We start from the raw sequence: 25,456 nt of genomic DNA on the forward strand, positions 1-25,456 counted from the left end.
TCGTAGGCTCCGGGTCATCTGCAAGATCGTTCAAGACAGGCTTTTTGCGTGTGGTTCAGGATGCCGACACAAGGAGAGTCTCCATGACCCGAAAACACCTCTACACCCTCGGCATCCGCGACAGTTTCGCCATGGCGGTCGGCATCCTGCCCTTCGGCCTGATCTTCGGCACTCTGGCCGGGGCCGCAGGCCTGACACTCTGGCAAGCGGTCGGCATGTCAGTGTTCGTTTACGCAGGCTCCGCGCAACTGATTGTCCTGAGCCTGCTCGGGACCGCTGCCAGTGTGTGGGTGATTCTGTTGACGACCTTCATCGTCAACCTGCGGCACGTGCTGTACAGCGCCACCCTGCAACCTCACACCAGCCAATTGCCGCAACGCTGGCGGATGCTGCTGGCGTTCTGGCTGACCGATGAAACCTTCGCCGTGGTCCAGCGTTTTTACCTGCTGCACGGCGACCGGCCACTGGCCCACTGGTACTGGCTTGGCGTCGCCAGTTCGCTCTACGCCTGCTGGGTGGTCAGTTCACTGGCGGGGGTGTTGTTCGGTCAGGCCGTGCCGGACCTGGCGAGCTGGGGGTTGGAGTTCGCCATGCTGGCCACCTTCATCGGCATTGTCGTGCCGCTGCTGCGCAATCAGCCGCAAATCGCCGCCGCGCTGGCGGCCGGTGCCGTGGCGCTGATGACGTTCAATTGGCCCTACAAACTCGGGTTGATGGCCGCCGCCTTCAGCGGGATAGCCATCGGCGTCGTGCTGGAGCGCCGACAACTGGCCAGCCCTTCAGGCGCGCAGGTTCACTCATGAGTTACGGATGGATGATTGTCGGGATGACTGCGATCACGTTTGCGCTGCGTTACAGCCTGTTCGCCTGGCCCAACCTGAGCTTTGCGCCGCTGGTGCGCCAAGGGCTGCACTACGTGCCCACGGCGGTGCTCACCGCCATCGTCGTACCCGGCATGTTGCTGCCGGACGGTCAGCAGTGGGCCGTGAACCTGAATAACGCGTACTTGCTGGCAGGGTTGGTGGCGATCGCCATTGCCGCGCTGAGTCGCCATTTGCTGGCGACCATCGGCGGCGGGATGCTGGTGTTCTTTTTACTGCGCTGGATGCTGGGCCAGTTACCGGTCTGAACTGGCCCGTACGGCTCAATCGCCCGTGGCGATGCCGCGTTGCGGGTCGTTGATCCATTCGCTCCACGACCCCGCATACAACCGCGCCAGCGGATAACCGGCCAGGCACAGCGCGAACAGGTTATGGCAGGCCGTGACACCGGAACCGCAATACGCCACCAGTTCTGTCGGCGAACGGTCACCCAGCTTCGCTGCAAACCGCTGCTTGAGCTGCGCAGGCGACAGGAAACGCCCATCGCTGCCCAGATTGTCGGTGAACGCTGCACAGTGAGCGCCGGGAATATGGCCGGCGACCGGGTCAATCGGTTCGACCTCACCGCGAAAACGCGGCGCGGCGCGGGCGTCCAGCAAGGTCAGCGTCGGCTGACCGAGGCGCTTGTGCAATTCCTGAGCGCTGAGCAACAGCCCGGAGTCCGGTTGACCGGTGAATGTCCCGCGCATGTTCGGTGCCGAATCAAGACTGAGGGGCAACCCTGCCGCATGCCAGGCCTTGAGGCCGCCATCGAGGATGAACACGCCGTCACGCTTACCCAGCCAGGCCAGCAACCACCAGGCCCGCGCGGCGTAAGCACCCGGGCCATCGTCATACAACACAATGTCGCTGTCGGCATTGATGCCCCACGCCTGCAACCGCTCGATCAGGTGTGCGGGCTGCGGCAAGGGATGCCGACCGGTGACACCCTTGACCACCGGCCCGCTGAAATCGCGTTCCAGATCGGCATGGTGCGCACCGGCAATATGCCCTTCGGCATAGCTGCGATGGCCGTAATCCGGGTCTTCGAGGGCAAAACGACAATCAAGAATCACCCAATCGGCCTGGTCCTTCTTCAGGTCCAGTTCGGCCGGGCTGATCAGTTGCGCAATGGGCATGGCGGGCTCCTCTGAGGGGGTCGAAGGTCGATCCTACTGCACTTCTTCCAACGCTTGGGCCAACGGCACGTAAAACTCCTCGAACAACGCGTCGACGGCCTCACGGGACTGTTCGGTGACGAATCCGGCCTCAAGCACCAACACCTGATACACGCCACGCTTGATGGCTTGCTCGCTCAAGTGACTGGAGTTTTCCCGCGTGGTGCACAGAAACCGTACCCAGGACGTGAGGATGATCCAGGCATTGAGCGTCAAGGATTCGATCTGGACTTTGTCCATGGTGAGGATCCCGGCGTCGACAAATCCTTCGTAGATGGCAGTGCCATGGATCAGGCAGCGCTGGGAAAAGCGTCGATAGCGCGCGGCCAGATCGGCGTCGCTCTCAAGCAGATGCTCAAGGTCGCGGTGCAGGAACCGGTAGCGCCACATGGCCGACAGCAACTCCTGCAAGTAAAAGCGCTTGTCTTCCACGGTCGCGGCCCGCCCTTGGGGTGGGCGCAGGAAACTGTCCACCAGGCTTTCGTACTCACTGAACAACACGGCGATAATCGCCTGCTTGTTGGGGAAGTGGTAGTACAGGTTGCCCGGAGAAATCTCCATGTGCGCGGCGATGTGATTGGTACTGATGCTGCGCTCGCCCAACTGATTGAACAGCTCCAGGCTGTTCTGCACGATGCGCTCGCTGGTTTTTATTCGTGGGGCCATGGCTTGAGCTTTAATTCAATGTGCGGTGGCGGGCATCTTACGACCTATCCGGCGATGGATAAAACACGTCGGGCCGATAAACCCGATTGACATTTTAGAGTATAGACTCTAAAAACTTCCTCATTCCAATAAAACCGGAGCCGACAATGTCTGCCGAAATAGCCTACCTGCAAAACGCTCAGCAGCATCTGGCCGAACTCCAAACCCTGTTCGATACCCAACGTCAGGCGTACGCCGCCAACCCGATGCCCTCGGCCGCCCAGCGCCAGCAATGGCTCAAGGCGCTGCGTGAAATCCTCAGCGATGAGCGTCAGGCCCTGATCGACGCCATCAGCCAGGATTTCAGCCATCGCAGTGCCGACGAAACCCTGGTCGCCGAACTGATGCCCAGCCTGCACGGCATTCATTACGCCAGTAAACACCTCAAGAGCTGGATGAAATCATCCCGGCGCGCTGTAGGCCTGGCCTTTCAGCCAGCCTCGGCCAAGGTCGTTTATCAGCCACTGGGCGTGGTCGGGGTGATCGTGCCCTGGAACTATCCGCTGTACCTGGCCATCGGGCCGCTGGTGGGCGCCCTGTCGGCCGGTAACCGGGTGATGCTCAAACTCAGCGAATCGACGCCTGCAACCGGGCAACTGCTCAAGGAACTGCTGGCCCGGGTCTTCCCGCAGGACCTGGTCTGCGTGGTGTTGGGCGAAGCCGAGGTCGGCATAGCCTTTTCCCGACTGCCGTTCGATCACTTGCTGTTCACGGGCGCCACCAGCATCGGCAAGCATGTGATGCGCGCCGCCGCTGAACACCTGACGCCGGTCACCCTCGAACTCGGCGGCAAGTCGCCGGCCATTGTTTCTCACGATGTGCCCCTCAGCGACGCGGCCCGAACGCATCGCCTTCGGTAAAACCCTGAACGCCGGGCAAACCTGCGTCGCGCCGGACTACGTACTGGTGCCGGAAGACCGCGTAGGTTCGTTCGTCGAAGCCTATCGCCACGCCGTTCGCAGCTTTTATCCGACACTCGTCGACAACCCGGACTACACAGCGATCATCAACGATCGCCAACTGGCGCGACTCAACAATTACGTCAGCGACGCCACCAGCAAAGGCGCGCTGCTGATTCCGCTGTTCGAACAAGGTCAGGGCCGGCGCATGGGCCATAGCCTGCTGCTGAACGTCAGCGATGACATGTTGGTGATGCAGGACGAAATCTTCGGCCCGGTGCTGCCGATCGTGCCCTATCGGGACCTCGATCAGGCATTTGCCTACATCAACCAGCGACCACGTCCGTTGGCGCTGTATTACTTCGGCTACAACAAGAGCGAACAGAACCGCGTGCTCAATGAGACCCACTCCGGCGGTGTGTGCCTGAACGACACGTTGCTGCACGTTGCCCAGGACGACATGCCGTTCGGCGGTATCGGGGCGTCGGGAATGGGGCATTACCACGGCCACGAAGGCTTCCTGACCTTCAGCAAGGCCAAGGGCGTGTTCATCAAGCAGCGTTTCAATGCGGCGAAGTTGATCTACCCGCCTTACGGCAAGTCGATCCAGAAACTGATCCAGAAGCTGTTCATTCGCTGAAAACGACCGTCGGGTAATAACAATAATGAACCCCAGCCTGTCCCAAACGCCCGCGCTGTCACGGCGCGGCCTGCTCAAATTCAGCCTCTGCGCCAGCGCCTTCCTGACGACGGCGGGCCTGGGCGCCAGCCTCAGCGGCTGTTCGGCCAGCACGCCGGCCAGCGGTTACGCGGCTTTGCGCAGCAGCGATTTGCCGTTTCTGCGGGCGCTGATCCCGGTGATGCTCGACGGTGCCGTGGCTCCCGACAAGCGTGCGACAGCCCTGGATGCCACCCTGCAATCGCTGGATTACGGCCTCGATCACTTGTCGCCGCAAATGCTCAAGCTGACCCAACAACTGTTCGATGTCCTCGCCATGGCGGTCACCCGTGGGCCGCTGACCGGGATTTGGGGCAGTTGGGAGAACGCCAGCAGCGATGACATCCGCCAGTTCCTGACGCGCTGGGAAAACAGCTCATTGAGCCTGCTGAAAATGGGCCACAGCTCACTGCTGCAACTGGTGATGATGGCCTGGTACAGCCGGGCCGAGTCCTGGGGGCATTGCGGGTATCCCGGGCCTCCCACTGTTTAAGACCTAGGCGACCCTATCGCGAGCAGGCTCGCTCCCACAGGGACCGAGTAGAGCCTGCTCGCGATGGCGTCAGCCGCCTCACCTCCCTCAATAAAAACAACAAGAGAACCTGAAGATGCCTGTACCCGATCCGTTCCGCGAAGGCCTGGCCCGAGGCTGGAAAACCTACGACGGCTCGCAACTGAGCGAGAACCTGACCCTGGAAACGGACGTTGCAATCATCGGCAGCGGCGCGGGTGGTGGCACCACCGCTGAAATCCTCAGTGCCGCCGGCTACAAAGTGCTGTTGATCGAAGAAGGTCCGCTCAAGACCAGCAGCGACTTCAAGATGCTCGAAGACCAGGCCTACACCAGCCTTTATCAGGAAGGCATCGGGCGCATGAGCAAGGATGGCGCAATCACCATCCTGCAAGGGCGTGCAGTGGGCGGCACCACGCTGATCAACTGGACCTCCAGCTTTCGCACCCCGGACCCGACCCTCACGCACTGGGCCACGGAACACAACGTCAAGGGCCACAGCCCCGCCGACATGGCGCCCTGGTTCGAAAGAATGGAACAGCGCCTGGGCGTCGCTCCCTGGCTGGTCCCACCCAACGCGAACAACGACGTGATCAAAAAAGGCTGCGAACAACTCGGCTACAGCTGGCATGTGATCCCGCGCAATGTGCGTGGCTGCTGGAACCTGGGCTACTGCGGCCTGGGCTGCCCGACCAACGCCAAGCAATCCATGTTGGTGACGACTATTCCCGCCACCCTGGAAAAGGGCGGAGAGCTGCTCTATCTCGCCCGCGCCGAGCGGCTGCTGATCAAGGACGACAAGGTCACGGGCCTGCTGTGTGTGGCGATGGACGCACGCTGCGTGGCACCGACCGGGCGCAGCATCACCGTCAAGGCGCGGCACTATGTGCTGGCCGGTGGCGGCATCAACAGCCCGGCGTTGTTGCTGCGCTCCGAAGCCCCCGACCCCCACGAACGGTTGGGCAAACGTACGTTTCTGCATCTGGTGAACATGTCCGCCGGGCTGTTCGACGAGGTGATCAACCCGTTCTACGGCGCGCCGCAGTCGATTTACTCCGACCATTTCCAGTGGCAGGACGGCACCACCGGCAGGATGTCCTACAAGCTCGAAGTCCCGCCGCTGCACCCGGCGCTGGCCACCACGCTGCTCGGCGGTTTTGGCGGCGAGAACGCCGAACACATGCGCCAATTGCCCCACACCCACGCCATGCTCGCGCTGATGCGCGACGGCTTTCACCCGGAAAGCCCCGGCGGCAGCGTCGAATTGCGCGGCGATGGCACGCCGGTCCTCGACTATCAGGTGTCTGCCTACGCCTGGGACGGTCTGCGGCGCTCGTTTCACAGCATGGCCGAGATCCAGTTCGCGGGCGGTGCCAAGGCCGTGATGCCGATGCACGCGGATGCGCGCTACGTGAAAACCCTGGCCGAAGCCCGCACGCTGATCGACGACCTGAGCCTTGAGCTGTACCGAACGCGGCTGGGTAGCGCCCATGTGATGGGCGGTTGCACCATGGGCGAGGACCCGAAAAATGCGGTCACCGACAGCCTCGGCCGGCATCACCAACTGAGCAATCTGTCGATCCACGACGGCTCGTTGTTCCCCACCAGCATTGGCGCAAACCCCCAATTGTCGGTTTACGGGCTGACCGCCCAACTGGCCACTGCGTTGGTCGAACGTTTAAAAAACACCTGAAAAAGCACAATAATCGTACCGTCTATAGTGCTTTCTTCCCCTAAAGGCGACTTGGCCGACCGGGAAGGCTGCGATACCATCCGACTCCCCAACGGATTCCCGCCAGGACGACGCGATGAACCGAGTGTTGTACCCAGGTACCTTCGACCCTATTACCAAGGGCCATGGCGATCTGGTCGAACGCGCCTCGCGCCTGTTCGATCATGTGATCATCGCCGTCGCCGCCAGCCCCAAGAAAAACCCGCTATTCCCCCTGGAACAGCGTGTGGAGCTGGCCCGCGAGGTCACCAAACATCTGCCGAACGTCGAAGTCGTCGGCTTTTCGACGCTGCTTGCGCATTTTGCCAAGGAGCAGAACGCCAACGTGTTCCTGCGTGGCTTGCGCGCGGTCTCGGACTTCGAATACGAATTCCAGCTGGCCAACATGAATCGCCAACTGGCGCCGGACGTCGAGAGCCTGTTTCTCACGCCGTCGGAACGTTATTCGTTCATTTCCTCGACGCTGGTCCGTGAAATCGCGGCCCTGGGCGGCGACATCACCAAGTTCGTCCACCCGATCGTGGCCGACGCCCTGACCCTGCGCTTCAAGAAGTAACGACCGCTCAAGCGGCGCCCGCGTGCACTGCGGGCGCCAATGCGGCACAATTGCGCGCATTAGTTTTCATGTGCCTGGGTCGACGGCCCCGGCAGGAGTGCCCCATGTCCCTGATCATCACCGACGATTGCATCAACTGCGACGTCTGCGAACCCGAGTGCCCGAACGCAGCCATTTCCCAGGGCGAAGAGATCTATGTGATCGACCCGAACCTGTGCACCCAGTGCGTCGGCCACTACGACGAGCCGCAATGCCAGCAGGTCTGCCCGGTGGATTGCATCCCGCTGGATGAAGCCCATCCCGAGACCGAAGAACAGTTGATGGCCAAGTACCGGGTCATTACTGGCAAGGCTTAAGTCTACTGGCGCCCATTCTGGCCCTATCGCGAGCAAGCCCGCTCCCACAGGGGATGTGTGAACAACACAGATCCAATGTGGGAGCGAGCTTGCTCGCGAAAGCGTCATCAGCCACGTCGAAGATACAACTGACTTCACTCCCGCTGCTCGAACCCCTCCCCGATACACCCCAGGCAACGCACAAACGTCGCTTTCGCCGGGTCGACCACCAACGCCTTGCCTGCATCGCCGATACCGCCAGCCAGCGCGGTAAACGGCAGCGACACCACAAACACCCCCGCACCGATCACCGTCGCCACCGCCAGCAAAGGGCGGGCGATCAGCAGGTCGCCGATCATCGCGTAGGCCGGGGGGTTCTGGAGGGTGTAGTTCGGGTCGCCGCTACCGCCTTCGGACGCCTGAGCGGACAAACCGGCGCTGAGCAGCACCGCAACGGCAAGGATTCGAAACGGATTCATGGCGCGGTCCTTCGGCGGGTCAGTGAGATAACTGACTATAGACCGTGGGACTTTTTCAGCTCTGGCAGCGTGGGCAAAAGACGCTGGTGCGCTGCCCCAGGCGAGCTTCGCGCAACTGTGTGCCACAGACTTTGCAGTGCTCGGCACCGCGGCCGTACACGAACAGCTCCTGCTGGAAGTAGCCAGGCTGGCCGTCACCGCCAATAAAGTCGCGCAACGTAGTACCGCCTTGTTCGATGGCGGCGGCCAGAATGCGCTTGATCTCGATGGCCAGCCTCAAGTAACGCGCCCGCGAAATGCCCCTGGCCTCGCGGCGCGGATCGATTCCGGCGGCAAACAAGGCTTCGGTGGCGTAGATGTTACCCACGCCCACCACCACCGCGTTGTCCATGATGAACGGCTTGACCGCCATCGAACGCCCACGGGACAGCTGAAACAGCCGATCACCGTCGAACAGGTCGGTCAACGGCTCCGGCCCCAACCGAACCAGCAACTCGTGATTGAGCGGGTCGAGGCTCCAGAGCATCGCGCCAAACCGGCGTGGGTCGGTGTAGCGCAGGGCCAGGCCGGACTCAAGCTCGATGTCCACGTGCTCATGCTTGGCCGCCGGCAAGCCGACCTCCACCAGACGCAAATTGCCCGACATACCCAAATGACTGATCAGCGTACCGACCTCGGCGTTGATCAGCAGGTACTTGGCGCGCCGCTCCACCAATACGATGCGCTGCCCGGACAAGCGCACATCGAGGTCTTCGGGAATCGGCCAGCGCAGCCGCCGGTCACGCACAATCACCCGGCTGACGCGCTGCCCTTCAAGGTGCGGCGCGATCCCGCGGCGGGTGGTTTCGACTTCTGGCAGTTCAGGCATGGCGTTCTCGGATCAGGCGGGAGCCAACACTCAATGGTGAGCGCCGAGCTCGCGAATCGTCTGCTTGAGGTTCTCGAAATCGTAGTCCGACAAGCCCACATAATCGAGCACCATGGCCCCGACATTGTTCCATTCGTGGTCTTCGGCCTGGTTGCCCAGTACCCGGTAAGACGCGCAAATGTGCTCGGCCATCTTCAGGATCGCCAACAGGTTTTTCAACTGGCTGTTGCGCGACGACTCATCGCTGAAAATCGCCAGCGCATTGTGGTGATTGGCGATGGCGTTGGTAACGTGTTCCGGCAACCGCCAGGACTTGGCGGTGTAATAGCCGACCACGGCGTGGTTGGTGTTGAACGCATGGTTCTCGGTGTCCACCACCCGGCACTCGGGGCTGGCACTGGCGTAAGCCTGTTCCAGCACCGTCATATAGTCGGGAAAGCGCTTGAGCATCAGCGGCACGCCACAATCGTGGAACAACCCCAGGGCGTACGCCTCGTCCACTGCTTGCGAGCCAATGCGCTTGGCCAGGCTGAGGCTGGTCATCGCCACGTCCTGGGCGGTGTCCCAGAAACGGTTGAGCGTGACGATGGTGTCGTCGTTCATCTCGCCCTTGATCGACTGCGCGTTGATCAGGTTGATGATCGAACGGCTGCCCAGCAGGTTAACCGCCCGCTGGATCGAGGCAATCTTGTTGCTGAGGCCGTAATACGGCGAATTGACGATCTTCAACAGCGCCCCAGAGAGGCCGGGGTCCTGGGAGATCAACTTGGCGATCACTTCCAGATCCGGGTCGGGCATGTACTGCTCCATCTGCAAATCCACCATGATTTGCGGCTGGGGCGGCACGCTGATGCCTTGCAGGGCCTGTTGAATCTGCTCGGAAGATAGCTCTTGGGACATAAGTACTCACTCTGGGCCAGGCGGGGATTCTAGCGGAAATTTTCCGCGCCATGGGCGATCTGTCCGACGCAATGTCCAGAAACAACCGCGCTGCGCCAGGCCGACTAACGCTATAATCCCGCTCTTTTTTTCACCTGGAGCGACGTCATGTCCCTGCCAAGCCTGCGCCTCAAAGCCAACGCCGACCGTCGCCTGCGCAACGGCCACCTGTGGGTCTACAGTAACGAAATCGATGTAGCCGCCACCCCACTGCATGGCTTCAAGGCGGGCGATCAAGCAATCCTCGAAGCAGCCGGCGGCAAACCGCTGGGCATCGTCGCCATGAGCCCGAACAACCTGATCTGCGCACGCCTGCTGTCGCGCGACATCAAGTTGCCACTCGACAAGTCGTTGCTGGTGCACCGCATCAACGTGGCACTGTCCCTGCGCGACCGCCTGTTCGACAAGCCGTTCTATCGTCTGGTCTATGGTGATTCCGACCTGCTGCCAGGCCTGGTGGTCGACCGTTTCGGCGACATCCTGGTGGTGCAGATCGCTTCGGCGACCATGGAAGCCCATAAAGAAGACGTGATTGCCGCGTTGACCCAAGTGCTCAAGCCAAGCGGCATTCTGTTCAAGAACGACTCCGCCGCCCGTGATGCCGAAGGCCTCAACCGCTACGTCGAAACCGTGTTCGGCCTGGTGCCGGAGTGGGTAGCGCTGGAAGAAAACGGCGTGAGATTCGAAGCGCCGGTCATCCAGGGGCAGAAAACCGGCTGGTTCTACGACCACCGCATGAACCGCGCGCGCCTGGCACCTTATGCCAAAGGCAAACGCGTGCTGGACCTGTACAGCTACATCGGCGGCTGGGGCGTGCAGGCTGCCGCTTTCGGTGCCAGTGAAGTGTTCTGCGTCGACGCTTCGGCCTTCGCCCTCGACGGCGTCGAGCGTAACGCCGCCCTGAACGGTTTCGCCGACAAGATGACCTGCATTGAAGGCGATGTGTTCGAAGCCCTGAAAGAGCTGAAAGCCAGCGAAGAACGTTTCGACGTGATCGTGGCCGACCCTCCGGCATTCATCAAACGCAAGAAAGACATGAAGAACGGCGAAGGCGCCTACCGTCGCCTGAACGAGCAAGCCATGCGCCTGCTCAGCAAGGACGGCATCCTGGTCAGCGCTTCGTGCTCCATGCACCTGCCGGAAGATGATCTGCAGAACATCCTGCTGACCAGCGCCCGTCACCTGGATCGCAACATCCAGATGCTGGAACGTGGCGGTCAAGGCCCGGACCATCCGGTACACCCGGCCATCGCTGAAACCCGCTACATCAAGAGCATCACTTGCCGACTGCTGCCTAACAGCTAAGGCCGTTGAATCCGTGGGGAGCCAGCAGGCTCCCCACTGCTGCTTTCCCCGCCGCATCCGTCCTGTATCTTAAGCACTCCGTAAACTTTCTGACTCTCCAGGCCCTACTAACCTGCGGGAAGTTTCCGTTCGGCCACTGTTTGCCTCAGAAAGTTCTCAGATATCTTAATAAGTAAGATCACTCCCACATAACTACTGGATAAGTCCTACTCAACTAATCCTTGATAAGGCCCCGCTACAAACTACTCTTGGAATGTCACCACGAAGGTGACATCCGCCACATAACAACAAGGAGCAATAAAAATGAAAGCCATTACTCTGGAAGCAAAAAAAATCGCCAACCTGGCTTGCCTGGTTGCCGCTAAAGCCCGCTAAGTAAACGAAGAGCTGGGGAGTGCCGGCTACCCAGCTCTATCCTGAGGTTCTCAAGAGCACCCCAAGAACCATGCATATAAATCCTTATTTGTTCATTCTTGCCCGCACACCTTATCAAGTTGTATGGAACTACAAAAACCATACACAATTTGAACTGGACGAAGAACATTCGGCTCGACTGGCACACCTTATAAGTACTCCCGAACACTTCGACAGCCACAACAGTATAGATGCAGCCTTTCTGGAGGCCGGGATCATGACTTCACACCCCAGCCCCGAGATTGATTGGGGATGGGACGACTTATCAAAAATATTCCATATCGGCACCAAGGACATCCCCTTTGAGCAGATGCCCGAAGATGCCCACCAATGGTCCGCGTACTACCTCGCCCACTGCGACGAAGTGCTCACCACTGAACAGCCCCGCGCCGGTTTGCATGCGGGTAACAGCGACACGCTGATATTCCTCCCTCATCCCTCGCCGGCCGCCGACATTTCAGCCACGCTCGCCAGCACCCTGCTGACCCGAAAAACCTCCAGGTCCTTCACTGGCGAAGCCATTGCCCTTGACGAGGTCGGCACCCTGCTCTACCTGTCTCTGGGCTACCTGAAGGCGCGCGAAGACGCTGTCGACGCCTGTGTCCCCGAAAACCTGCGGGCGCGGCGCAGCAGCCCTTCCGGCGGTGGCCTCAATGCCTGCGAAGGCTATCTGTATGCCCGCAACATCGACGGCCTGGCCCCGGGCCTTTATGCCTATCACCCAGACGCGCACGCCCTGAGCCCGGTCAATCCACTGCCCGATCAACCCTTGGGGCAATTGCTCTGCGGCCAGCACTTCATCGACAACCTGCCTTGCGGGCTGTTCATCACCTCGCGGTTCGACAAGCTCTGGTGGAAATACCCACACTCGCGCGCCTACCGAATGGCCTACGTCGAGGCTGGCCATATTTCCCAGACGTTTCAACTACTGGCCACTGCCATGGGCCTGGACACCTGGTTGACCGGCGCACTGACGGACCAGCGAGTCGAAACCCTGCTGGGGCTTGAGAACAACGCAGAGCAGCCATTATTCTTTGTAGGCTGCGGGCCGGGGAACGGGCATGCGCAGTGCCAGGAACTCAACGCACTGATCAACACCCGGGAGCCTCGATAATGCCCGGCACCGCCACGCAATCACTGCCGCTACGTTTCACCCTGGGGGACTGGGACACCAAAGCAGCGGTACGTAATCACCGACATGCCTATGTGCTGCCCGACGCGCTGGAACAAGCACTGGAAACCAAAGACTGGTTCCCACCGGCCTTCCTGCCCTACCTGCAACACCCGAGAGTCGAAGCAATGGGACAGGGCGCCTGCCAGCGGCTGGCGGCCAACCACCTGGTGTACTTCCTCGACTACACCACCCGCCTTGAACACAAAATCGTCAATCGTGCGGTCGAAACCCTCGTCCACGGCGAACTCGATATCGTCGTCCCCTCCGCCATGAAAACCGCCGCCCTGCAGCTCTACACAGACGAGGGTTATCACGCGTTGTTTTCCAACGCGATCGCCGAGCAAGTGGCGAGCCATTACGGCATGAGCCTGCGCGGCACGTCCCCGCGCCGCATCAGCCGTTTACTTGGCGTGATCAGTCATACACCCAACCGACATACCGCGCTGGCGTGGTTGTTGATGGGTTTTGTCAGCGAAACGATCATCGCCAAAGAACTGCTGAACATCACCCGGCAAAGCCTGGTAAGCGGCGTCTATGAAATGCTCAGGGACCACCTTGAAGACGAGGCCCGACACAGTCGTTACTTCTGCGAGGTGTTCGAGCACCTGTGGCCGACCCTCGACGCCCGTCAGCGCACATTCGCTGCGGACCTGTTGCTGGAAATCATCATGATTTTCTTCGAAATCGATGAGCCGTGGCTGAGCAGCAGCCTGCACAGCGTCGGCCCTGCCGGCTGACACCATCGCCGACCTGCTCGGCAACCTCTCAACAGCAGCGGCGCAGCTCCAGCGTGCGCGATCAGGCGCAACGGCTACGCTGTTGGCGATGAAAAAAGCAGGCTTCTTTGACCTTTCCCACAACCGGCTACTGTTCTTGAAGGCGGGCCTTATCGATGGCTGAAGTGAACACTGCGAAAGACCTCAACAAACGCCGCGCGGCCACGGTGCTATTGATGACCATGGTCATGCTCGGGGTGTTTCCGGTGGATGTGCTGCTGCCATCGTTTCCAGCGCTGTCGGAACATTTTGGTACTTCACCCGCCGACATTGCCTTTTCCATCAGCCTGTTTGCCATCGGCATTTCCGTCTCGCAACTGCTGATCGGGCCACTCTCGGATGTCATCGGCCGCAAACGCCTGCTGCTGGCGGGCATGGCGGTGTCGGTTGTCGGCTCGGTGGGCTGCGTGATGTCCACCGAATATGGCTACTTCCTGTTGTTCAGGGTCGTCCAGGCACTCGGTTGCGGTTGTTTCGTGTTGTCCCAGGCGTTGGTCCAGGACCTGTTCGAGGGCAAGGAGCGCGATCAGTTGCGCATCCTGATGGTCACCGCGAGCGGGATCTTCATTTCCGTCTCACCACTGGCCGGCACACTGTTGCAAGAACTGCTGGGCTGGCCCGGTAGCTTCCATGTTTTTATTGCCCTTTGCGCCGCCGTCTTCCTGAAAGCCTGCCTGTTCCTGGAGAACTCGCACACACCCCAGGGGCCCCGCCACGGCATCATCGGGGCTTACCGGCTGGTCTTCAGCAACTTCACGTTCGTGGGCTATTGGTTGATCGCGGCAATCGTGTTCGCCTGCCACTTTTCCTTCATCGTCATTTCGCCCCTGATCTTCATGGAGCAGTTGCAACTGACGGCCTATGAGTTTTCCCTGACCCTGCTGCTCTATGGCGCGGCCTACATTATTGGCGGAATCGTTGCCCGGGTGCTCGGCAACCGAATCACCCCGAATACACAAATCGTCGTCGGGCTGAGCCTGATCGGTTTCGCCGGTGTAACGTTGTTGTACCTGTGGCACCAGTTCAGCCTGTCGACCGCGACCATCCTGCTGCCGATGATCATCTGCACCGCCGGTACCACCATCGCCCGCCCGGCGGCGACTTCGAAAGCCATGAGCCTGTTTCCCGACAATGCCGGTGCATCAGCGTCGGCGGGTAACACGCTGATCTTCATATTCGGCGGGTTGATCAGTGCACTGGTCAACCTGAGCACCGCCGACCTGCAAGTCACGCTGGCCTTCAGTTTCCTGGTGCTCAGTACCTTGGGCCTGTTGCTGAACTGGCGTATCAGTCATCGGGGCAGGGTTCTGAGCCCGGCCTGAATCGTGTCAGGGCCCGGCGACAGGCGCGAGCAACATGCCATCGACATCCAGGCTCTTGTAGTGGGGCGAAACACGTTTGACCCGACCATCACGAATGCGGTCGATCAGCGCCTGTGAATCGTATTGCCCACCCTCGTTAATGCCCATCATGATCCCCACTGCCTCCCATTTGTCGCTGGCAGCACGGGAGAAAATGCGAACGGGCTCGTTGTAGTCACTGCGGGGGATCTGCACGACTTCATGGCGCCCGTCCCCATCAAGATCAACCCCCCACAACACGCAACCCAAGAGCAAACAACGGTGCTCGCTACCATTGAGCTGCACGAACTGTTCACTGCCCGGCTCCTCGGGGCCGACCCATTCCAGCACCGGCACACTCTCCTCGGTAGTTAACGAGTCGTACCATTTGCCCGAACCCTTTGCCTCTCTCATTTTCCGGTCCAGAGCCCGACGCGAATCCGCGTCGAGAATGCTCTGCGCTTTCAGCGCTTCTTCCAGTGCCGAGAAAGCCGAATCACCAAATTCACCGAGGTTGTAGTGCAGGTAGTAAGGGTCGAAGTTCTCGACTTTCAGACGGCCGTCCAACAGTTGTTGCACCTGATATCTGGCGCTGATTTCCAGTGGGTTGAGCCATGGACTGTTGAGAAGCACCAGCACTACCGCACACATCACGCCCATCAACGGGTTGCTGACACGCAAACTGCCCAGCCAGGACGACGAACGCAGCGCCACCGCCCAGACCACCAACAGGCTGTAGATGCCCAGCAGCAATGTCAGCAACAGCGCGACAAAACGCACCGGTGTCAGGCCGTACTGATCGACCCGCAACCCGCTCGAATAAGCCGCCAACCCCACCAGCAAGGGCGGGCACAGCAGGCTCAAATTGATACCGCGCATCATCCAGCGGGGATAAGGCTGCGGTTGTTGACCGCCCTGAAACACACCGTTGAGCAGCAACAGATGAACCCCTGCCAACAACAGCAGAATGGGGGTCGAGTAACCGGTAAACCAGATCTGCCGCAAGCCGGTAAACGGCAGGGCCAGGGTAAACAACACGCTGATCAGGGCGATCAGCGGCAACAGATAGCGGCAGGCATTGAACAGCAGCGAACTCAGCAGAGCAAAGATCTTCTCATTGCGCCGCCCCAGCCACATGGCCAGAGAAAACACGACGCCGATGCTGACACAGAGAAAGCCTGCGCTGAGGAGATGCGTGGTAAACCATTCAATGCCCACCATCAGGAACAGCTTGTTCCACAATGCCACCAACAGGCCGAACAGTACGGTCATCGCCAGGGCAAAGCCCACGATGAACACGTTGCTCCAGGCATGCAGGAACAGCGCTTCATAGCGCACGCGACGATCTGCCGACGTCGCCCAGGCGACAATGAAAATGCTGGCGATGTAACTCAGCAAGACCAGGCTGAAGAGCCAGGACCAACTCGCCCACTGCCACTGCATGAGGCTTTTGCCATGGGAGGTGAGTACCCAGGCGCTGATGCCCGCCACCAACAGGGTGAATCCCAGCCCTGCCAGCAGCGCACGCGGCTTGCTGGCCTTGTCGCCCAACAGTTGCAGCAGCGTGCCGCCCACCAGCAGCGCGGTGACCACGGCGGCCAACAGGCGGTAGTCGCCCGACATGTCCAGGGCATCGGAGTGCCAGATCACCACGCCCTGCACCAAACCGATGATCAGGTAAAACCATAACGAACGACTGAGGACCTGCATTCCAACTCCCTTTGGTGGCGACTGCGCGAAGGGCGGCAGTCTAACCAAGCGCGCCACCCGCCGATATCCCCGCCAACGCCATTCGGGCGATGCCTGCAGCGACCGGTCATCAGCCATCCCAAGGCGTCAGCCCTGCATCGGGCTTTCCCGGCATTCCTTCCTGACGCCAGCGGTGTAGAATCGCGAGATTCATCGCCAGTCATCCCCCGGCGGGTTTATGAGCTCAGGCTGAGGCGCGCGGCGATCCCGCAAAGTCATCGGCATCTTCAGGGCATGCGGTTATTGCTGCGTGTTACCGAGGTCAATAGAAGCTCACTCCCCTTTTGATACCTGATTAGCCGCCCGGAGTGCTCCAATGCCTGATTACCGCTCGAAAACATCCACTCACGGCCGCAACATGGCCGGCGCCCGCGCACTGTGGCGTGCCACGGGGATGAAAGATGACGACTTCAAGAAGCCGATCATCGCCATTGCCAACTCGTTCACCCAATTCGTACCGGGCCATGTCCACCTCAAGGACCTGGGCCAACTGGTCGCCCGCGAGATCGAACGCGCTGGCGGCGTAGCGAAGGAATTCAACACCATCGCCGTGGATGACGGCATCGCCATGGGCCACGACGGCATGCTCTATTCGCTGCCGAGCCGCGAGATCATCGCCGACTCCGTCGAGTACATGGTCAACGCCCACTGCGCCGACGCCATCGTCTGCATCTCCAACTGCGACAAGATCACCCCTGGCATGCTGATGGCCGCCCTGCGCCTGAACATCCCGGTGATCTTCGTCTCCGGCGGCCCGATGGAAGCCGGCAAGACCAAACTCGCCAGCCACGGCCTCGACCTCGTCGACGCCATGGTGATCGCCGCCGACTCCAGCGCCTCTGACGAGAAGGTCGCCGAGTACGAGCGCAGCGCCTGCCCGACCTGCGGTTCGTGCTCCGGCATGTTCACCGCCAACTCGATGAACTGCCTGACCGAAGCCCTCGGCCTGGCACTGCCGGGCAACGGTTCGACCCTGGCCACCCACAGCGACCGCGAACAACTGTTCCTGCAAGCCGGCCGCACCATCGTCGAGCTGTGCAAACGCTACTACGGCGAGAACGATGAATCGGTGTTGCCGCGCAACATCGCCAACTTCAAGGCGTTCGAAAACGCCATGACGCTGGACATCGCCATGGGTGGCTCGACCAACACCATCCTGCACTTGCTGGCCGCAGCGCAAGAAGCCGAGATCGACTTCGACCTGAAGGACATCGACCGTCTTTCGCGCCACGTACCGCAACTGTGCAAAGTCGCGCCGAACATCCAGAAGTACCACATGGAAGACGTGCACCGCGCTGGTGGGATCTTCAGCATCCTCGGTTCGCTGGCCCGTGGCGGCCTGTTGCACACCGACCTGCCGACCGTGCACAGCAAGACCCTGGCCGAAGGCATCGCCAAGTGGGACATCACCCAGACCGACGACGAAGCTGTGCACCACTTCTTCAAGGCCGGCCCGGCAGGCATTCCGACGCAAACCGCGTTCAGCCAGTCGACCCGTTGGGAAACCCTCGATGACGACCGTGAAAACGGCTGCATCCGCAGCGTCGAGCACGCTTACTCGCAAGAAGGCGGCCTGGCCGTTCTGTACGGCAACATCGCACTGGACGGTTGCGTAGTGAAAACCGCCGGCGTCGACGAATCGATCCACGTGTTCGAAGGCAACGCGAAGATCTTCGAAAGCCAGGACAGCGCCGTGCGCGGCATCCTCGCTGACGAAGTGAAGGCCGGCGACATCGTGATCATCCGTTACGAAGGCCCGAAAGGCGGCCCGGGCATGCAAGAAATGCTCTACCCGACTTCGTACCTGAAATCCAAAGGCCTGGGCAAAGCCTGCGCCCTGCTCACCGATGGTCGTTTCTCCGGCGGCACCTCGGGCCTGTCCATCGGCCACGCTTCGCCAGAAGCCGCCGCTGGTGGTGCAATCGGCTTGGTACAGGACGGCGACAAAGTGCTGATCGACATTCCGAACCGCTCGATCAACCTGTTGATCAGCGATGAAGAGCTGGCCGCGCGCCGGGTCGAGCAAGACAAGAAAGGCTGGAAACCGGTAGAGGTGCGCCCACGCAAAGTGACCACCGCGCTGAAAGCCTACGCCCTGCTGGCAACCAGCGCCGACAAGGGCGCGGTACGCAACAAGGCGATGCTCGACGGGCTGTAAGGCTTAACCGTCGGCCATAAAAATGCCCCGCCAAGTGCGGGGCCTTTTTTTGCGCTTCAGAAGACCTTGTCGGCGCCTAAAGCTGCGCAGCCGCAGCAAGGCTCACGGCATGCGCTCGCCCAACTGGCCCCGCAGGAAGCGATACAGCCCCTCGGCGCTTTTGCGATAACCGTCCGCGGTCAGGTGCACCAGATCGTTGCGGGCCAACTCACTGGCCTGCCACTGGCGGATGGAACAATCACCACCCATGAAGGCCTGCCAGTCCCAGAACAGTACGCGATTGCGCTGCGCCACCGCTTTCTGGATCTGGATAACCTGCCGCAAGGGCGGCGGCTGCGCGGCGGCGCAGGCACTCGCGCCACGGCGCTTGATGGAGTCTGGCGCGCCGACCAGCAGAATCACTGCCTTGGGCACGGTTTTACGCAACAGCGTGATTTTGTCCTGCAACTGGCTACGGTATTTATCCAGGTCCAGATCGTCGTCGAACGCCTCGTTGGTGCCATAGGCCCAGGACAACCATGTCCGGGCGCAATGCCTTGAGCGTGTCCGGCCAATCGGCCTGCCACTTGTCCAGCACATCCAGCCGCGCACCGTTGATGCCCAGCGCCGAATAAATCACCCCGGCGCTCTTCTGCCCGAGGATATTCCAGCCACCCAGGGCCAGCCCCTGGGGGTTGGCGACACTCATCTCCACCGGCAGCGTCAGGTTGTTGAACGGCGGGCTGAAGCGCCACTGTCCACCCGTGGCCGCAAGCATGCGGCTGGCCTGAGTGAGATTGGTCTGGGCCTTGAGGCTGCTGTTGGCCGTCGCCTGATAGAGTGCGGAAATCCGGTATTGCTGGCGACTGCCCTGGCGCTCGGCGATCTGCACCTTGGCCCCCGGAGTCATCGGCAATGACAGATAACCGCCCAGCGGGAACTGCGTGCTCTGTTGATTACGCGCCGAGACCAGCGACCACTGGCGCTTGGCGGCGGTGAGGATGACGCGCTCATAGCGCGTGCCGGGCACCGGCGTTGCGGCGACAAACCCTATCCCGCCGTCACCGTACTGGGCCTGCAACAACCGCCGCACCTCACCACTGAACAGGTCGGCCGCCGTGTGGGAGTCGCCCAACTGCACGATGGTGATCGGCGTGCGATCCGCCGTATTGAACTTGCGCGCCAGTGCCACCATGTTCGGATCGCCGCCCGCCACCGGCACGACTTTCTTTGAGGTGTAGCCCGGTTTTTTCAGCGCCGGCACCGGTGTGGCCTGGACCTCGGCCGTGGGGCTGCAACTGCTCAGCAGGGTAATGCTCAACAACAGCGCAATGCCGTGCAGTCGCCGCATGTCAGTGCTCCGTCAATTGTTGGCTGGGAAAGTTGATCAGCGACAACACGTGTTCGGCGATCAGCCTTTGCCCGGTCGGTGTGAAATGGATGCCGTCATCGACCCGGGTCTTGACCTTCCGGCTCCCGTCGACCGTCAGGTAATAGGAGAACTCATCGGTTTGATAGCCCAGAATCTCGTTGGCCGACACAAAGTGCTGGTGATAGGCCTCGAGCTGGCTTTTGTAGAGCCCGTTCAGGTAGGCCATGGCCGTCGACAGCTTGGCCTTCTCCATGTTCGGCGGGCCGACCCAGATCACCTGTACCTGGTGCGCCCGGGCAGAGTCGAGAATGGAATCAATACGCTGACGATAGGCCACTTCCCATTCCGGGGTCTTGAAGCGCAAGAACGGTTTGCCCTTGCCTTCGGGCATGTCCCAGGGATCGTTGGGGCCGAGGAACATCACCATCAGGCGAATCTTCCGGTTGCCCTGCAAGGTGCTTTCGACGGTCTTCGGCCAGTTGAAGAAGCTCGGATAGGCCAGCCCGGTACTCTGCCGACTGAGATTGATGCTCTTGACCTTGTAACGCTTGAGCAAGGTGTTCGCCATGTGCGGGGCGACCCCTTGCATCAGCGAGTCGCCGACAAAAAACACTTCGTCACCGAGCGCCAGCGTCGCCATCAACGGAGTGTCCGGCGCGGCGCCGACCGGTACAGGATTAACCGGCGCGGCCGGTGCGCTGACTACCTCGACGGGCGGCGCAGGCGTCACCGCCGGATGAGTCACAACCTGGGACGCAGCGTCTACCGGTGCCGGTTCGAGCGTCGGCAATGGCGCAAGCGTCTCGCCAAGCGGTTCCTCTTCATTCGCTGCGGCTTGAGCTTGCGCGATCAGTTTGACGTCACCCAGGCCCTCAAGCCGGGCGACGATTTCGGATCGCGCATCCGCCAGCGTCTGGTTCAACTGAGCCCCCAAACGCCACTGCGGGTTCTGCGCCAGGCCCGGAATCTCGCAGCCGTCGTGATACTTCTGCTGGCAGTACAGGCGAATCGAGTCCTGGTTGAACCAAAACAGCAGCGCGCTGATGACGAGGATCGCGTACAGCACTTTAAGTGCGCCGCTCAGGTTCGTGGACAGTGGCGACGCATTAGAAACTGGCATAAATAAACCCCGGTACGCCCGATGGTGAAGCAAAGATAACCACGCAAATGAACAGTCCCAACGGCACCGGATACAGCAGCCATGGCAACCGGATGCTGGCGTCGAACAGCCGACGCGTCAGCGCCACGATCTGCGGATAGAGCGCCACGAACAACAGGCAGCCCAGCAGCGACAGACCGTTGCTGACCAGCCCCGCCCGCGACATCCCGCCCAGGCCGCTGAGCATCTCGATGGCATCGCCCAGGGACGCACAACGGAAGAAGATCCAGGCAAACGCCACATAGTGGAAGGTCAACAACCGCGCCAGCAGACCGGCGCCCAACCAGGTCGGACGCGCAGGCAACCAGTGGCTGAAGAGCTTGTACAGCGCCAGCCCCACGCCATGCAGTGCGCCCCAGATGATGAAGTTCACACTGGCGCCGTGCCACAGCCCGGAAATCAGCATGGCCAGCAGCATGTTCAGATTGCCGCGCCAGACCCCACGGCGGTTGCCACCGAGCGGGATGTACACGTAGTCACGGATAAACGTCGACAGGCTGATGTGCCAGCGTCCCCAGAACTCCTTGAGGTTGCGCGCGGTGTACGGGAAGTTGAAGTTCAGCGGCAAACGGAAGCCCAACAGCAAGGCGATGCCCGTCACCAGGTCGGTGTAGCCGCTGAAGTTGAAGTAGATCAGGAACGAATAACCGTAAACGCTGCGCAGGATCTGCTCGGCCGAAAAGCTGACAGACGACTCGAACACCGGGTCGACCCATTCGTTGGCCAGCCAGGAGCTGAGGAAGAACAGCTTGACCACCGCCAGCGCAATCAGCCCCAACGCCCGCTGCGGTTCCAGCACCTGCCGGGCTTGCGCCGGGCGAATCTGCGGCAGCATGTCGGTGGCCCGGTTCACGGGGCCGGCGATCAGGCTCGGGAAAAACGCCAGGTACAGCGCCAGGTCAAACGGCGAACCCGGTTTCAGCTCGCCGCGATTGATCGACACCAGGTAACTGACCGAGTGAAACGTGTAGAACGACAGGCCGACCGGCAGCAGCACTTCCAGCAGCGGCAGCGAGACGTCCAGCCCTAGCTGAGCGAAGGCGCTTTGCACCGTGCTGGTAAAGAAGTCCTGGTACTTGAACAGGTAAAAGCAGCCGAGCACCAGCAGCAACATCAACCCGTTGACGAATGAACGCCCCGGAAAACGTTCACTCAACAGCCCGAGCAGGTACACCAATGCGGTGTAGCCCAACAGGATGTAGAGGAAGTCCAGACTGAAACTGGCGAGGATCGCGTAACTGGCGGCCAGCAACAGTACGTTCTGTAGACGCGTACTCCAGCACACCGACCAGTAAACGAGGAAAAAGAGGATGAAACACAAGCCGAATTCAATCGAGAGATAGCTCACAACGTAGTCCATTACGTACAGCAGAAACCAGAGCCCGGCACTGAAAGAACAGGCCGGGGCGCAAAGGGCCGCGAGTATGGCAGAACGCCTTTAGCCGTCACAAGTTGAAACACTCTCAGGAATGAACAAAGCACCCGGACTCGCCGGTGACGGGGGTGCAATCCCCCGCAACCGGCCGAGCCAGAGCGCTATTGGCGATGCAGGCTACCGGGTTTTACTGAATATCCTCCGGTTTGACGATCACCCAGTTCTTGTCCGCCGTCACCGGCAAGCCTTCTTTGGCCTGGGCCGCTGCGTGCTTGGCCATCATGCCGTTAATCTGGGTCATGTATTTGTCCTTGCGGTTGACCCACAAGTGCACGCCGCCCTTGGCCACGTCGACGCTGTGGAACAGCATGTAGCCGTCACTGCTCGGCGTATCGCCGCCCACCAGCACCGGTTTTTTCCACTCGTCGATGTAGGTCAGGATCGCCGCTTGCTTGCCGGCCATCCAAGTCGCGGGCGTCCACAGGTACGGGGTCAGTTCCAGGCCCAGGTTGGCCTTCTCGTCATATTTGCCAGCGGCGATCTGCTTGCGTGCAGTGGTCAGCTCGCCGGTCTTGCGGTCCTTGAGCAGCGTGGTCACGCCGATGACGTTTTGCGGTTTGACGTTGTAGCCGTACTTCGGATCGGCGGCGACCATGCGCACCAGCTCTTCAGACGCGGCCGTCATCACGTAGACCTCGATGCCGTTCTCCATCAGCTTGTTGTACAGCTCGGCTTGGCCGGTGAAGACTTTTGGCGGCTGAACCTCGATGGTCTTGACCACATCGCCTTCGTAATACGTGCTCGGCACCGGTTTGCCGGACGCCATCAACTCATCGACGTAGCCTTTGAGTTCCTTGAGGGTGAAGCCCGAAAACACCTGCGCGACCCATGGATAGCAGACCATGTCGTCGACTTCACACAAGCGGTAGTAATAGCTGAACAGGCTTTCCTTGTGGTCGGCGGTGTCCTTGAACGGCATCAGTTTCAGGGACGGATCGAGGGTTTCACGGGTGATCAGCCCCTTGTTTTCCATGAACGGCAGCAGGGACTCTTCGAGGTCGTAGCGGTAACTGGTGTTGTCCATGTCGAACACCGCAAAGTTACCTTTGTTGGCGTTGGCCGCGATCATGGCGTCCAACTGCTTGGCCTGATCCTGGGGCCAGTGCTTGAGTTCGGTGGCAAACGCCTGACCGGCAAGGCCCAGGCACATCGCAACGGCTAACATTTTCGGAGCGAACTTCATGTGCATTTCTCCCTGACTGAAAGCCATCGACGCTAACAAATAAGTGTGACAGCCCTCGTCTGCGCACGACCGCTTGCGTCCCGATTGCGTCACCGGCATTCGCCACAGCGTCAGGGCCTTATTCCAAAAACGACAGTTGCCATGCGTTTTTGTTATTAAATCAATAAATATCAAGCTGTTAGGCTTGCCGGTTCGCGGTTGCCCAAGCGTGCGACTGGCAAAGACTTAACGGAGCCTCAATGAATCTGCCGCTGATCCTCAATCTGCTGGTGTTCCTCGCCCTGCTGTTCGGCCTGGCACAAACCCGCCACACCACCTGGAGCCTGGCCAAGAAGGTCTTGCTCGCGCTGGTACTCGGCGTGGTGTTTGGCGTCGCGCTGCACACGATCTACGGTGCCGGCAACCCGGTGCTCAAAGCCTCGATCGGCTGGTTCGACCTGGTCGGCAACGGTTATGTGCAGTTGCTGCAAATGATCGTGATCCCGCTGGTGTTCGCCTCGATCCTCAGCGCCGTGGCCCGTCTGCACAATGCCTCGTCACTGGGCAAAATCAGCTTCCTGACCATCGGCACCCTGCTGTTCACCACCGCCATTGCGGCGCTGGTCGGCATCGGCCTGACCAACCTGTTCGGCCTGACCGCCGAAGGCCTGGTGGCCGGCACCCAGGAAATGGCGCGCCTGCAAACCATCCAGACCGACTACGCCGGCAAGGTCGCGGACCTGAATGTGCCGCAACTGCTGCTGTCGTTCATCCCGCAGAACCCGTTCGCCGATCTGGCCCGGGCCAAGCCGACCTCGATCATCAGCGTGGTGATCTTCGCGGCATTCCTGGGGATTGCAGCGCTGCAACTGCTCAAGGATGACGTGGAAAAAGGTCAGAAAGTGATCAACGCCATCGACACCCTGCAAGCCTGGGTGATGCGTCTGGTGCGTCTGGTCATGAAGCTGACCCCGTACGGTGTGCTGGCGCTGATGACCAAAGTGGTCGCCGGTTCCAACCTGCAGGACATCATCAAACTCGGCAGCTTCGTGGTGGTGTCGTACATCGGCCTGGGCCTGATGTTTGTGGTTCACGGCGTATTGGTGTCGCTGGCCGGGATCAACCCGCTGCGCTTCTTCCGTAAAGTCTGGCCGGTACTGACCTTCGCCTTCACCAGCCGCTCCAGCGCCGCGAGCATTCCGCTGAGCATCGAAGCGCAAACCCGTCGCCTGGGCATTCCACAGTCGATCGCCAGTTTCGCCGCCTCGTTTGGCGCGACCATTGGCCAGAACGGCTGCGCCGGTCTTTACCCTGCGATGTTGGCGGTGATGGTAGCGCCGACCGTAGGCATCAACCCGCTGGACCCGCTGTGGATCGCGACGCTGGTGGCGATTGTGACCTTGAGTTCGGCAGGAGTTGCCGGGGTTGGCGGCGGCGCAACCTTCGCCGCGCTGATCGTGCTGCCGGCCATGGGCTTGCCGGTGTCACTGGTGGCGCTGCTGATCTCGGTTGAACCGTTGATCGACATGGGCCGTACCGCGTTGAACGTCAGTGGTTCGATGACGGCCGGTGCGATTACCAGCCAGATGATGCAGCAGACCGACAAAGCACTGCTGGATGCCGATGAGCATGAGGATCTGGCGCACGCTTAAC

The 25,456-nt window shown here is 60.7% G+C and carries 22 protein-coding genes and 2 pseudogenes; 13 read left to right on the forward strand and 11 right to left on the reverse strand.

The window, feature by feature from the left end; translation table 11 throughout:
• Nucleotides 1-83: 83 nt before the first annotated feature.
• Together AABM54_RS24800 and AABM54_RS24805 are read left to right on the forward strand one after the other, a co-directional pair.
• Complete coding sequence (locus tag AABM54_RS24800) at nucleotides 84-803, forward strand: AzlC family ABC transporter permease (protein ID WP_347902535.1); 720 nt, start codon at nucleotides 84-86, stop codon at nucleotides 801-803.
• On the forward strand, nucleotides 800-1,129 hold the full coding sequence (locus AABM54_RS24805; protein WP_347902536.1) for an AzlD domain-containing protein: 330 nt from the start codon (nucleotides 800-802) through the stop codon (nucleotides 1,127-1,129). The genes AABM54_RS24800 and AABM54_RS24805 overlap by 4 nt, the downstream gene beginning before the upstream one ends.
• A gap of 15 nt (nucleotides 1,130-1,144) precedes the next feature.
• Here the strand turns inward: AABM54_RS24805 and AABM54_RS24810 are convergent, their stop codons facing one another.
• Nucleotides 1,145-1,999 (reverse strand): sulfurtransferase, encoded by an 855-nt coding sequence (locus AABM54_RS24810; RefSeq protein WP_347902537.1) that lies wholly within the window; start codon nucleotides 1,997-1,999, stop codon nucleotides 1,145-1,147.
• A 33-nt stretch (nucleotides 2,000-2,032) separates the two neighbouring features.
• The gene (locus tag AABM54_RS24815; protein WP_347902538.1) at nucleotides 2,033-2,704 is read right to left on the reverse strand and encodes a TetR/AcrR family transcriptional regulator; all 672 of its coding nucleotides are present in this window, start codon (nucleotides 2,702-2,704) and stop codon (nucleotides 2,033-2,035) included.
• 146 nt (nucleotides 2,705-2,850) lie between these two features.
• On the opposite strand from AABM54_RS24815, the pseudogene AABM54_RS24820 reads away from it, so the two are divergent.
• The 5 genes and pseudogenes from AABM54_RS24820 (at nucleotide 2,851) to AABM54_RS24840 (ending at nucleotide 7,515) form a co-directional block, all read left to right on the forward strand.
• Nucleotides 2,851-4,282: pseudogene (locus AABM54_RS24820) on the forward strand (coniferyl aldehyde dehydrogenase).
• Nucleotides 4,283-4,307: 25 nt separating this feature from the next.
• The gene (locus tag AABM54_RS24825; protein ID WP_347902539.1) at nucleotides 4,308-4,853 is read left to right on the forward strand and encodes a twin-arginine translocation pathway signal protein; all 546 of its coding nucleotides are present in this window, start codon (nucleotides 4,308-4,310) and stop codon (nucleotides 4,851-4,853) included.
• 115 nt (nucleotides 4,854-4,968) lie between these two features.
• On the forward strand, nucleotides 4,969-6,564 hold the full coding sequence (locus AABM54_RS24830) for a GMC family oxidoreductase (protein WP_347902540.1): 1,596 nt from the start codon (nucleotides 4,969-4,971) through the stop codon (nucleotides 6,562-6,564).
• 115 nt (nucleotides 6,565-6,679) lie between these two features.
• Nucleotides 6,680-7,159, forward strand: coding sequence for a pantetheine-phosphate adenylyltransferase (gene coaD, locus AABM54_RS24835; RefSeq protein ID WP_071552943.1), 480 nt, complete (start codon nucleotides 6,680-6,682; stop codon nucleotides 7,157-7,159).
• Nucleotides 7,160-7,263: 104 nt separating this feature from the next.
• Nucleotides 7,264-7,515 (forward strand): YfhL family 4Fe-4S dicluster ferredoxin, encoded by a 252-nt coding sequence (locus AABM54_RS24840; protein ID WP_048722619.1) that lies wholly within the window; start codon nucleotides 7,264-7,266, stop codon nucleotides 7,513-7,515.
• Between the two features lie 134 nt (nucleotides 7,516-7,649).
• On the opposite strand, the gene AABM54_RS24845 is transcribed toward AABM54_RS24840, so the two are convergent.
• From AABM54_RS24845 to AABM54_RS24855, 3 genes are read right to left on the reverse strand one after another with little or no spacing between them, the layout of a single operon-like run.
• Nucleotides 7,650-7,973, reverse strand: coding sequence for a multidrug transporter (locus AABM54_RS24845; protein WP_347902541.1), 324 nt, complete (start codon nucleotides 7,971-7,973; stop codon nucleotides 7,650-7,652).
• Between the two features lie 55 nt (nucleotides 7,974-8,028).
• Nucleotides 8,029-8,841: a bifunctional DNA-formamidopyrimidine glycosylase/DNA-(apurinic or apyrimidinic site) lyase gene (gene mutM / locus AABM54_RS24850; protein ID WP_347902542.1), complete on the reverse strand. Its 813-nt coding sequence runs from the start codon at nucleotides 8,839-8,841 to the stop codon at nucleotides 8,029-8,031.
• 30 nt (nucleotides 8,842-8,871) lie between these two features.
• The gene (locus tag AABM54_RS24855) at nucleotides 8,872-9,687 is read right to left on the reverse strand and encodes an HDOD domain-containing protein (protein ID WP_347906293.1); all 816 of its coding nucleotides are present in this window, start codon (nucleotides 9,685-9,687) and stop codon (nucleotides 8,872-8,874) included.
• Between the two features lie 201 nt (nucleotides 9,688-9,888).
• Here AABM54_RS24855 and AABM54_RS24860 point away from each other — a divergent pair, with 201 nt between their 5' ends.
• The 4 genes and pseudogenes from AABM54_RS24860 (at nucleotide 9,889) to AABM54_RS24875 (ending at nucleotide 14,771) form a co-directional block, all read left to right on the forward strand.
• Nucleotides 9,889-11,085 carry a class I SAM-dependent rRNA methyltransferase gene (locus AABM54_RS24860; RefSeq protein ID WP_347902543.1) on the forward strand — a complete coding sequence of 399 codons (1,197 nt, stop codon included), beginning with the start codon at nucleotides 9,889-9,891 and terminating at the stop codon, nucleotides 11,083-11,085.
• 445 nt (nucleotides 11,086-11,530) lie between these two features.
• Nucleotides 11,531-12,613, forward strand: a complete 1,083-nt coding sequence (locus AABM54_RS24865; RefSeq protein WP_347902544.1) for a SagB family peptide dehydrogenase — start codon at nucleotides 11,531-11,533, stop codon at nucleotides 12,611-12,613.
• A pseudogene (locus tag AABM54_RS24870) lies at nucleotides 12,613-13,573 on the forward strand (diiron oxygenase). The gene AABM54_RS24865 and the pseudogene AABM54_RS24870 overlap by 1 nt, the downstream one beginning before the upstream one ends.
• Complete coding sequence (locus AABM54_RS24875) at nucleotides 13,566-14,771, forward strand: MFS transporter (protein ID WP_347902545.1); 1,206 nt, start codon at nucleotides 13,566-13,568, stop codon at nucleotides 14,769-14,771. Before AABM54_RS24870 ends, AABM54_RS24875 begins: the two are co-directional and overlap by 8 nt.
• Before the next feature lie 6 nt (nucleotides 14,772-14,777).
• Here AABM54_RS24875 and AABM54_RS24880 read toward each other — a convergent pair whose 3' ends face one another.
• On the reverse strand, nucleotides 14,778-16,499 hold the full coding sequence (locus AABM54_RS24880) for a DUF4153 domain-containing protein (RefSeq protein ID WP_347902546.1): 1,722 nt from the start codon (nucleotides 16,497-16,499) through the stop codon (nucleotides 14,778-14,780).
• A 355-nt stretch (nucleotides 16,500-16,854) separates the two neighbouring features.
• Here AABM54_RS24880 and ilvD point away from each other — a divergent pair, with 355 nt between their 5' ends.
• Complete coding sequence (gene ilvD / locus AABM54_RS24885) at nucleotides 16,855-18,696, forward strand: dihydroxy-acid dehydratase (RefSeq protein WP_347902547.1); 1,842 nt, start codon at nucleotides 16,855-16,857, stop codon at nucleotides 18,694-18,696.
• Nucleotides 18,697-18,798: 102 nt separating this feature from the next.
• Here the strand turns inward: ilvD and AABM54_RS24890 are convergent, their stop codons facing one another.
• From AABM54_RS24890 to AABM54_RS24910, 5 genes are all read right to left on the reverse strand, one after another.
• Nucleotides 18,799-19,212: a hypothetical protein gene (locus tag AABM54_RS24890; RefSeq protein WP_347902548.1), complete on the reverse strand. Its 414-nt coding sequence runs from the start codon at nucleotides 19,210-19,212 to the stop codon at nucleotides 18,799-18,801.
• Complete coding sequence (locus AABM54_RS24895) at nucleotides 19,157-20,026, reverse strand: hypothetical protein (protein ID WP_347902549.1); 870 nt, start codon at nucleotides 20,024-20,026, stop codon at nucleotides 19,157-19,159. Before AABM54_RS24895 ends, AABM54_RS24890 begins: the two co-directional genes overlap by 56 nt.
• Before the next feature lies 1 nt (nucleotide 20,027).
• Complete coding sequence (locus tag AABM54_RS24900) at nucleotides 20,028-21,167, reverse strand: DUF459 domain-containing protein (protein WP_347902550.1); 1,140 nt, start codon at nucleotides 21,165-21,167, stop codon at nucleotides 20,028-20,030.
• Nucleotides 21,154-22,554, reverse strand: a complete 1,401-nt coding sequence (locus AABM54_RS24905; protein ID WP_347902551.1) for an MBOAT family O-acyltransferase — start codon at nucleotides 22,552-22,554, stop codon at nucleotides 21,154-21,156. Before AABM54_RS24905 ends, AABM54_RS24900 begins: the two co-directional genes overlap by 14 nt.
• Nucleotides 22,555-22,768: 214 nt before the next feature.
• Nucleotides 22,769-23,824, reverse strand: a complete 1,056-nt coding sequence (locus AABM54_RS24910) for a haloacid dehalogenase-like hydrolase (RefSeq protein ID WP_347902552.1) — start codon at nucleotides 23,822-23,824, stop codon at nucleotides 22,769-22,771.
• Between the two features lie 239 nt (nucleotides 23,825-24,063).
• Here AABM54_RS24910 and AABM54_RS24915 point away from each other — a divergent pair, with 239 nt between their 5' ends.
• Nucleotides 24,064-25,455, forward strand: coding sequence for an L-cystine transporter (locus AABM54_RS24915; protein WP_347902553.1), 1,392 nt, complete (start codon nucleotides 24,064-24,066; stop codon nucleotides 25,453-25,455).
• The last annotated feature ends 1 nt before the right edge of the window (nucleotide 25,456 follow it).

The sequence above is a fragment of the Pseudomonas purpurea genome (assembly GCF_039908635.1).
Classification (GTDB): domain Bacteria; phylum Pseudomonadota; class Gammaproteobacteria; order Pseudomonadales; family Pseudomonadaceae; genus Aquipseudomonas; species Aquipseudomonas purpurea.

Bases quoted from the DNA above. Each gene is read 5' to 3' on its own strand.
- AABM54_RS24815 (WP_347902538.1), bottom strand. From the start codon at position 2,704: ATGGCCCCACGAATAAAAACCAGCGAGCGCATCGTGCAGAACAGCCTG.
- AABM54_RS24875 (WP_347902545.1), top strand. From the start codon at position 13,566: ATGGCTGAAGTGAACACTGCGAAAGACCTCAACAAACGCCGCGCGGCC.
- ilvD (WP_347902547.1), top strand. From the start codon at position 16,855: ATGCCTGATTACCGCTCGAAAACATCCACTCACGGCCGCAACATGGCC.
- AABM54_RS24915 (WP_347902553.1), top strand. From the start codon at position 24,064: ATGAATCTGCCGCTGATCCTCAATCTGCTGGTGTTCCTCGCCCTGCTG.
- AABM54_RS24900 (WP_347902550.1), bottom strand. From the start codon at position 21,167: ATGCCAGTTTCTAATGCGTCGCCACTGTCCACGAACCTGAGCGGCGCA.
- mutM (WP_347902542.1), bottom strand. From the start codon at position 8,841: ATGCCTGAACTGCCAGAAGTCGAAACCACCCGCCGCGGGATCGCGCCG.
- AABM54_RS24860 (WP_347902543.1), top strand. From the start codon at position 9,889: ATGTCCCTGCCAAGCCTGCGCCTCAAAGCCAACGCCGACCGTCGCCTG.
- AABM54_RS24840 (WP_048722619.1), top strand. From the start codon at position 7,264: ATGTCCCTGATCATCACCGACGATTGCATCAACTGCGACGTCTGCGAA.
- AABM54_RS24805 (WP_347902536.1), top strand. From the start codon at position 800: ATGAGTTACGGATGGATGATTGTCGGGATGACTGCGATCACGTTTGCG.
- coaD (WP_071552943.1), top strand. From the start codon at position 6,680: ATGAACCGAGTGTTGTACCCAGGTACCTTCGACCCTATTACCAAGGGC.
- AABM54_RS24910 (WP_347902552.1), bottom strand. From the start codon at position 23,824: ATGAAGTTCGCTCCGAAAATGTTAGCCGTTGCGATGTGCCTGGGCCTT.
- AABM54_RS24800 (WP_347902535.1), top strand. From the start codon at position 84: ATGACCCGAAAACACCTCTACACCCTCGGCATCCGCGACAGTTTCGCC.
- AABM54_RS24895 (WP_347902549.1), bottom strand. From the start codon at position 20,026: ATGCGGCGACTGCACGGCATTGCGCTGTTGTTGAGCATTACCCTGCTG.
- AABM54_RS24830 (WP_347902540.1), top strand. From the start codon at position 4,969: ATGCCTGTACCCGATCCGTTCCGCGAAGGCCTGGCCCGAGGCTGGAAA.
- AABM54_RS24865 (WP_347902544.1), top strand. From the start codon at position 11,531: ATGCATATAAATCCTTATTTGTTCATTCTTGCCCGCACACCTTATCAA.
- AABM54_RS24880 (WP_347902546.1), bottom strand. From the start codon at position 16,499: ATGCAGGTCCTCAGTCGTTCGTTATGGTTTTACCTGATCATCGGTTTG.
- AABM54_RS24845 (WP_347902541.1), bottom strand. From the start codon at position 7,973: ATGAATCCGTTTCGAATCCTTGCCGTTGCGGTGCTGCTCAGCGCCGGT.
- AABM54_RS24810 (WP_347902537.1), bottom strand. From the start codon at position 1,999: ATGCCCATTGCGCAACTGATCAGCCCGGCCGAACTGGACCTGAAGAAG.
- AABM54_RS24825 (WP_347902539.1), top strand. From the start codon at position 4,308: ATGAACCCCAGCCTGTCCCAAACGCCCGCGCTGTCACGGCGCGGCCTG.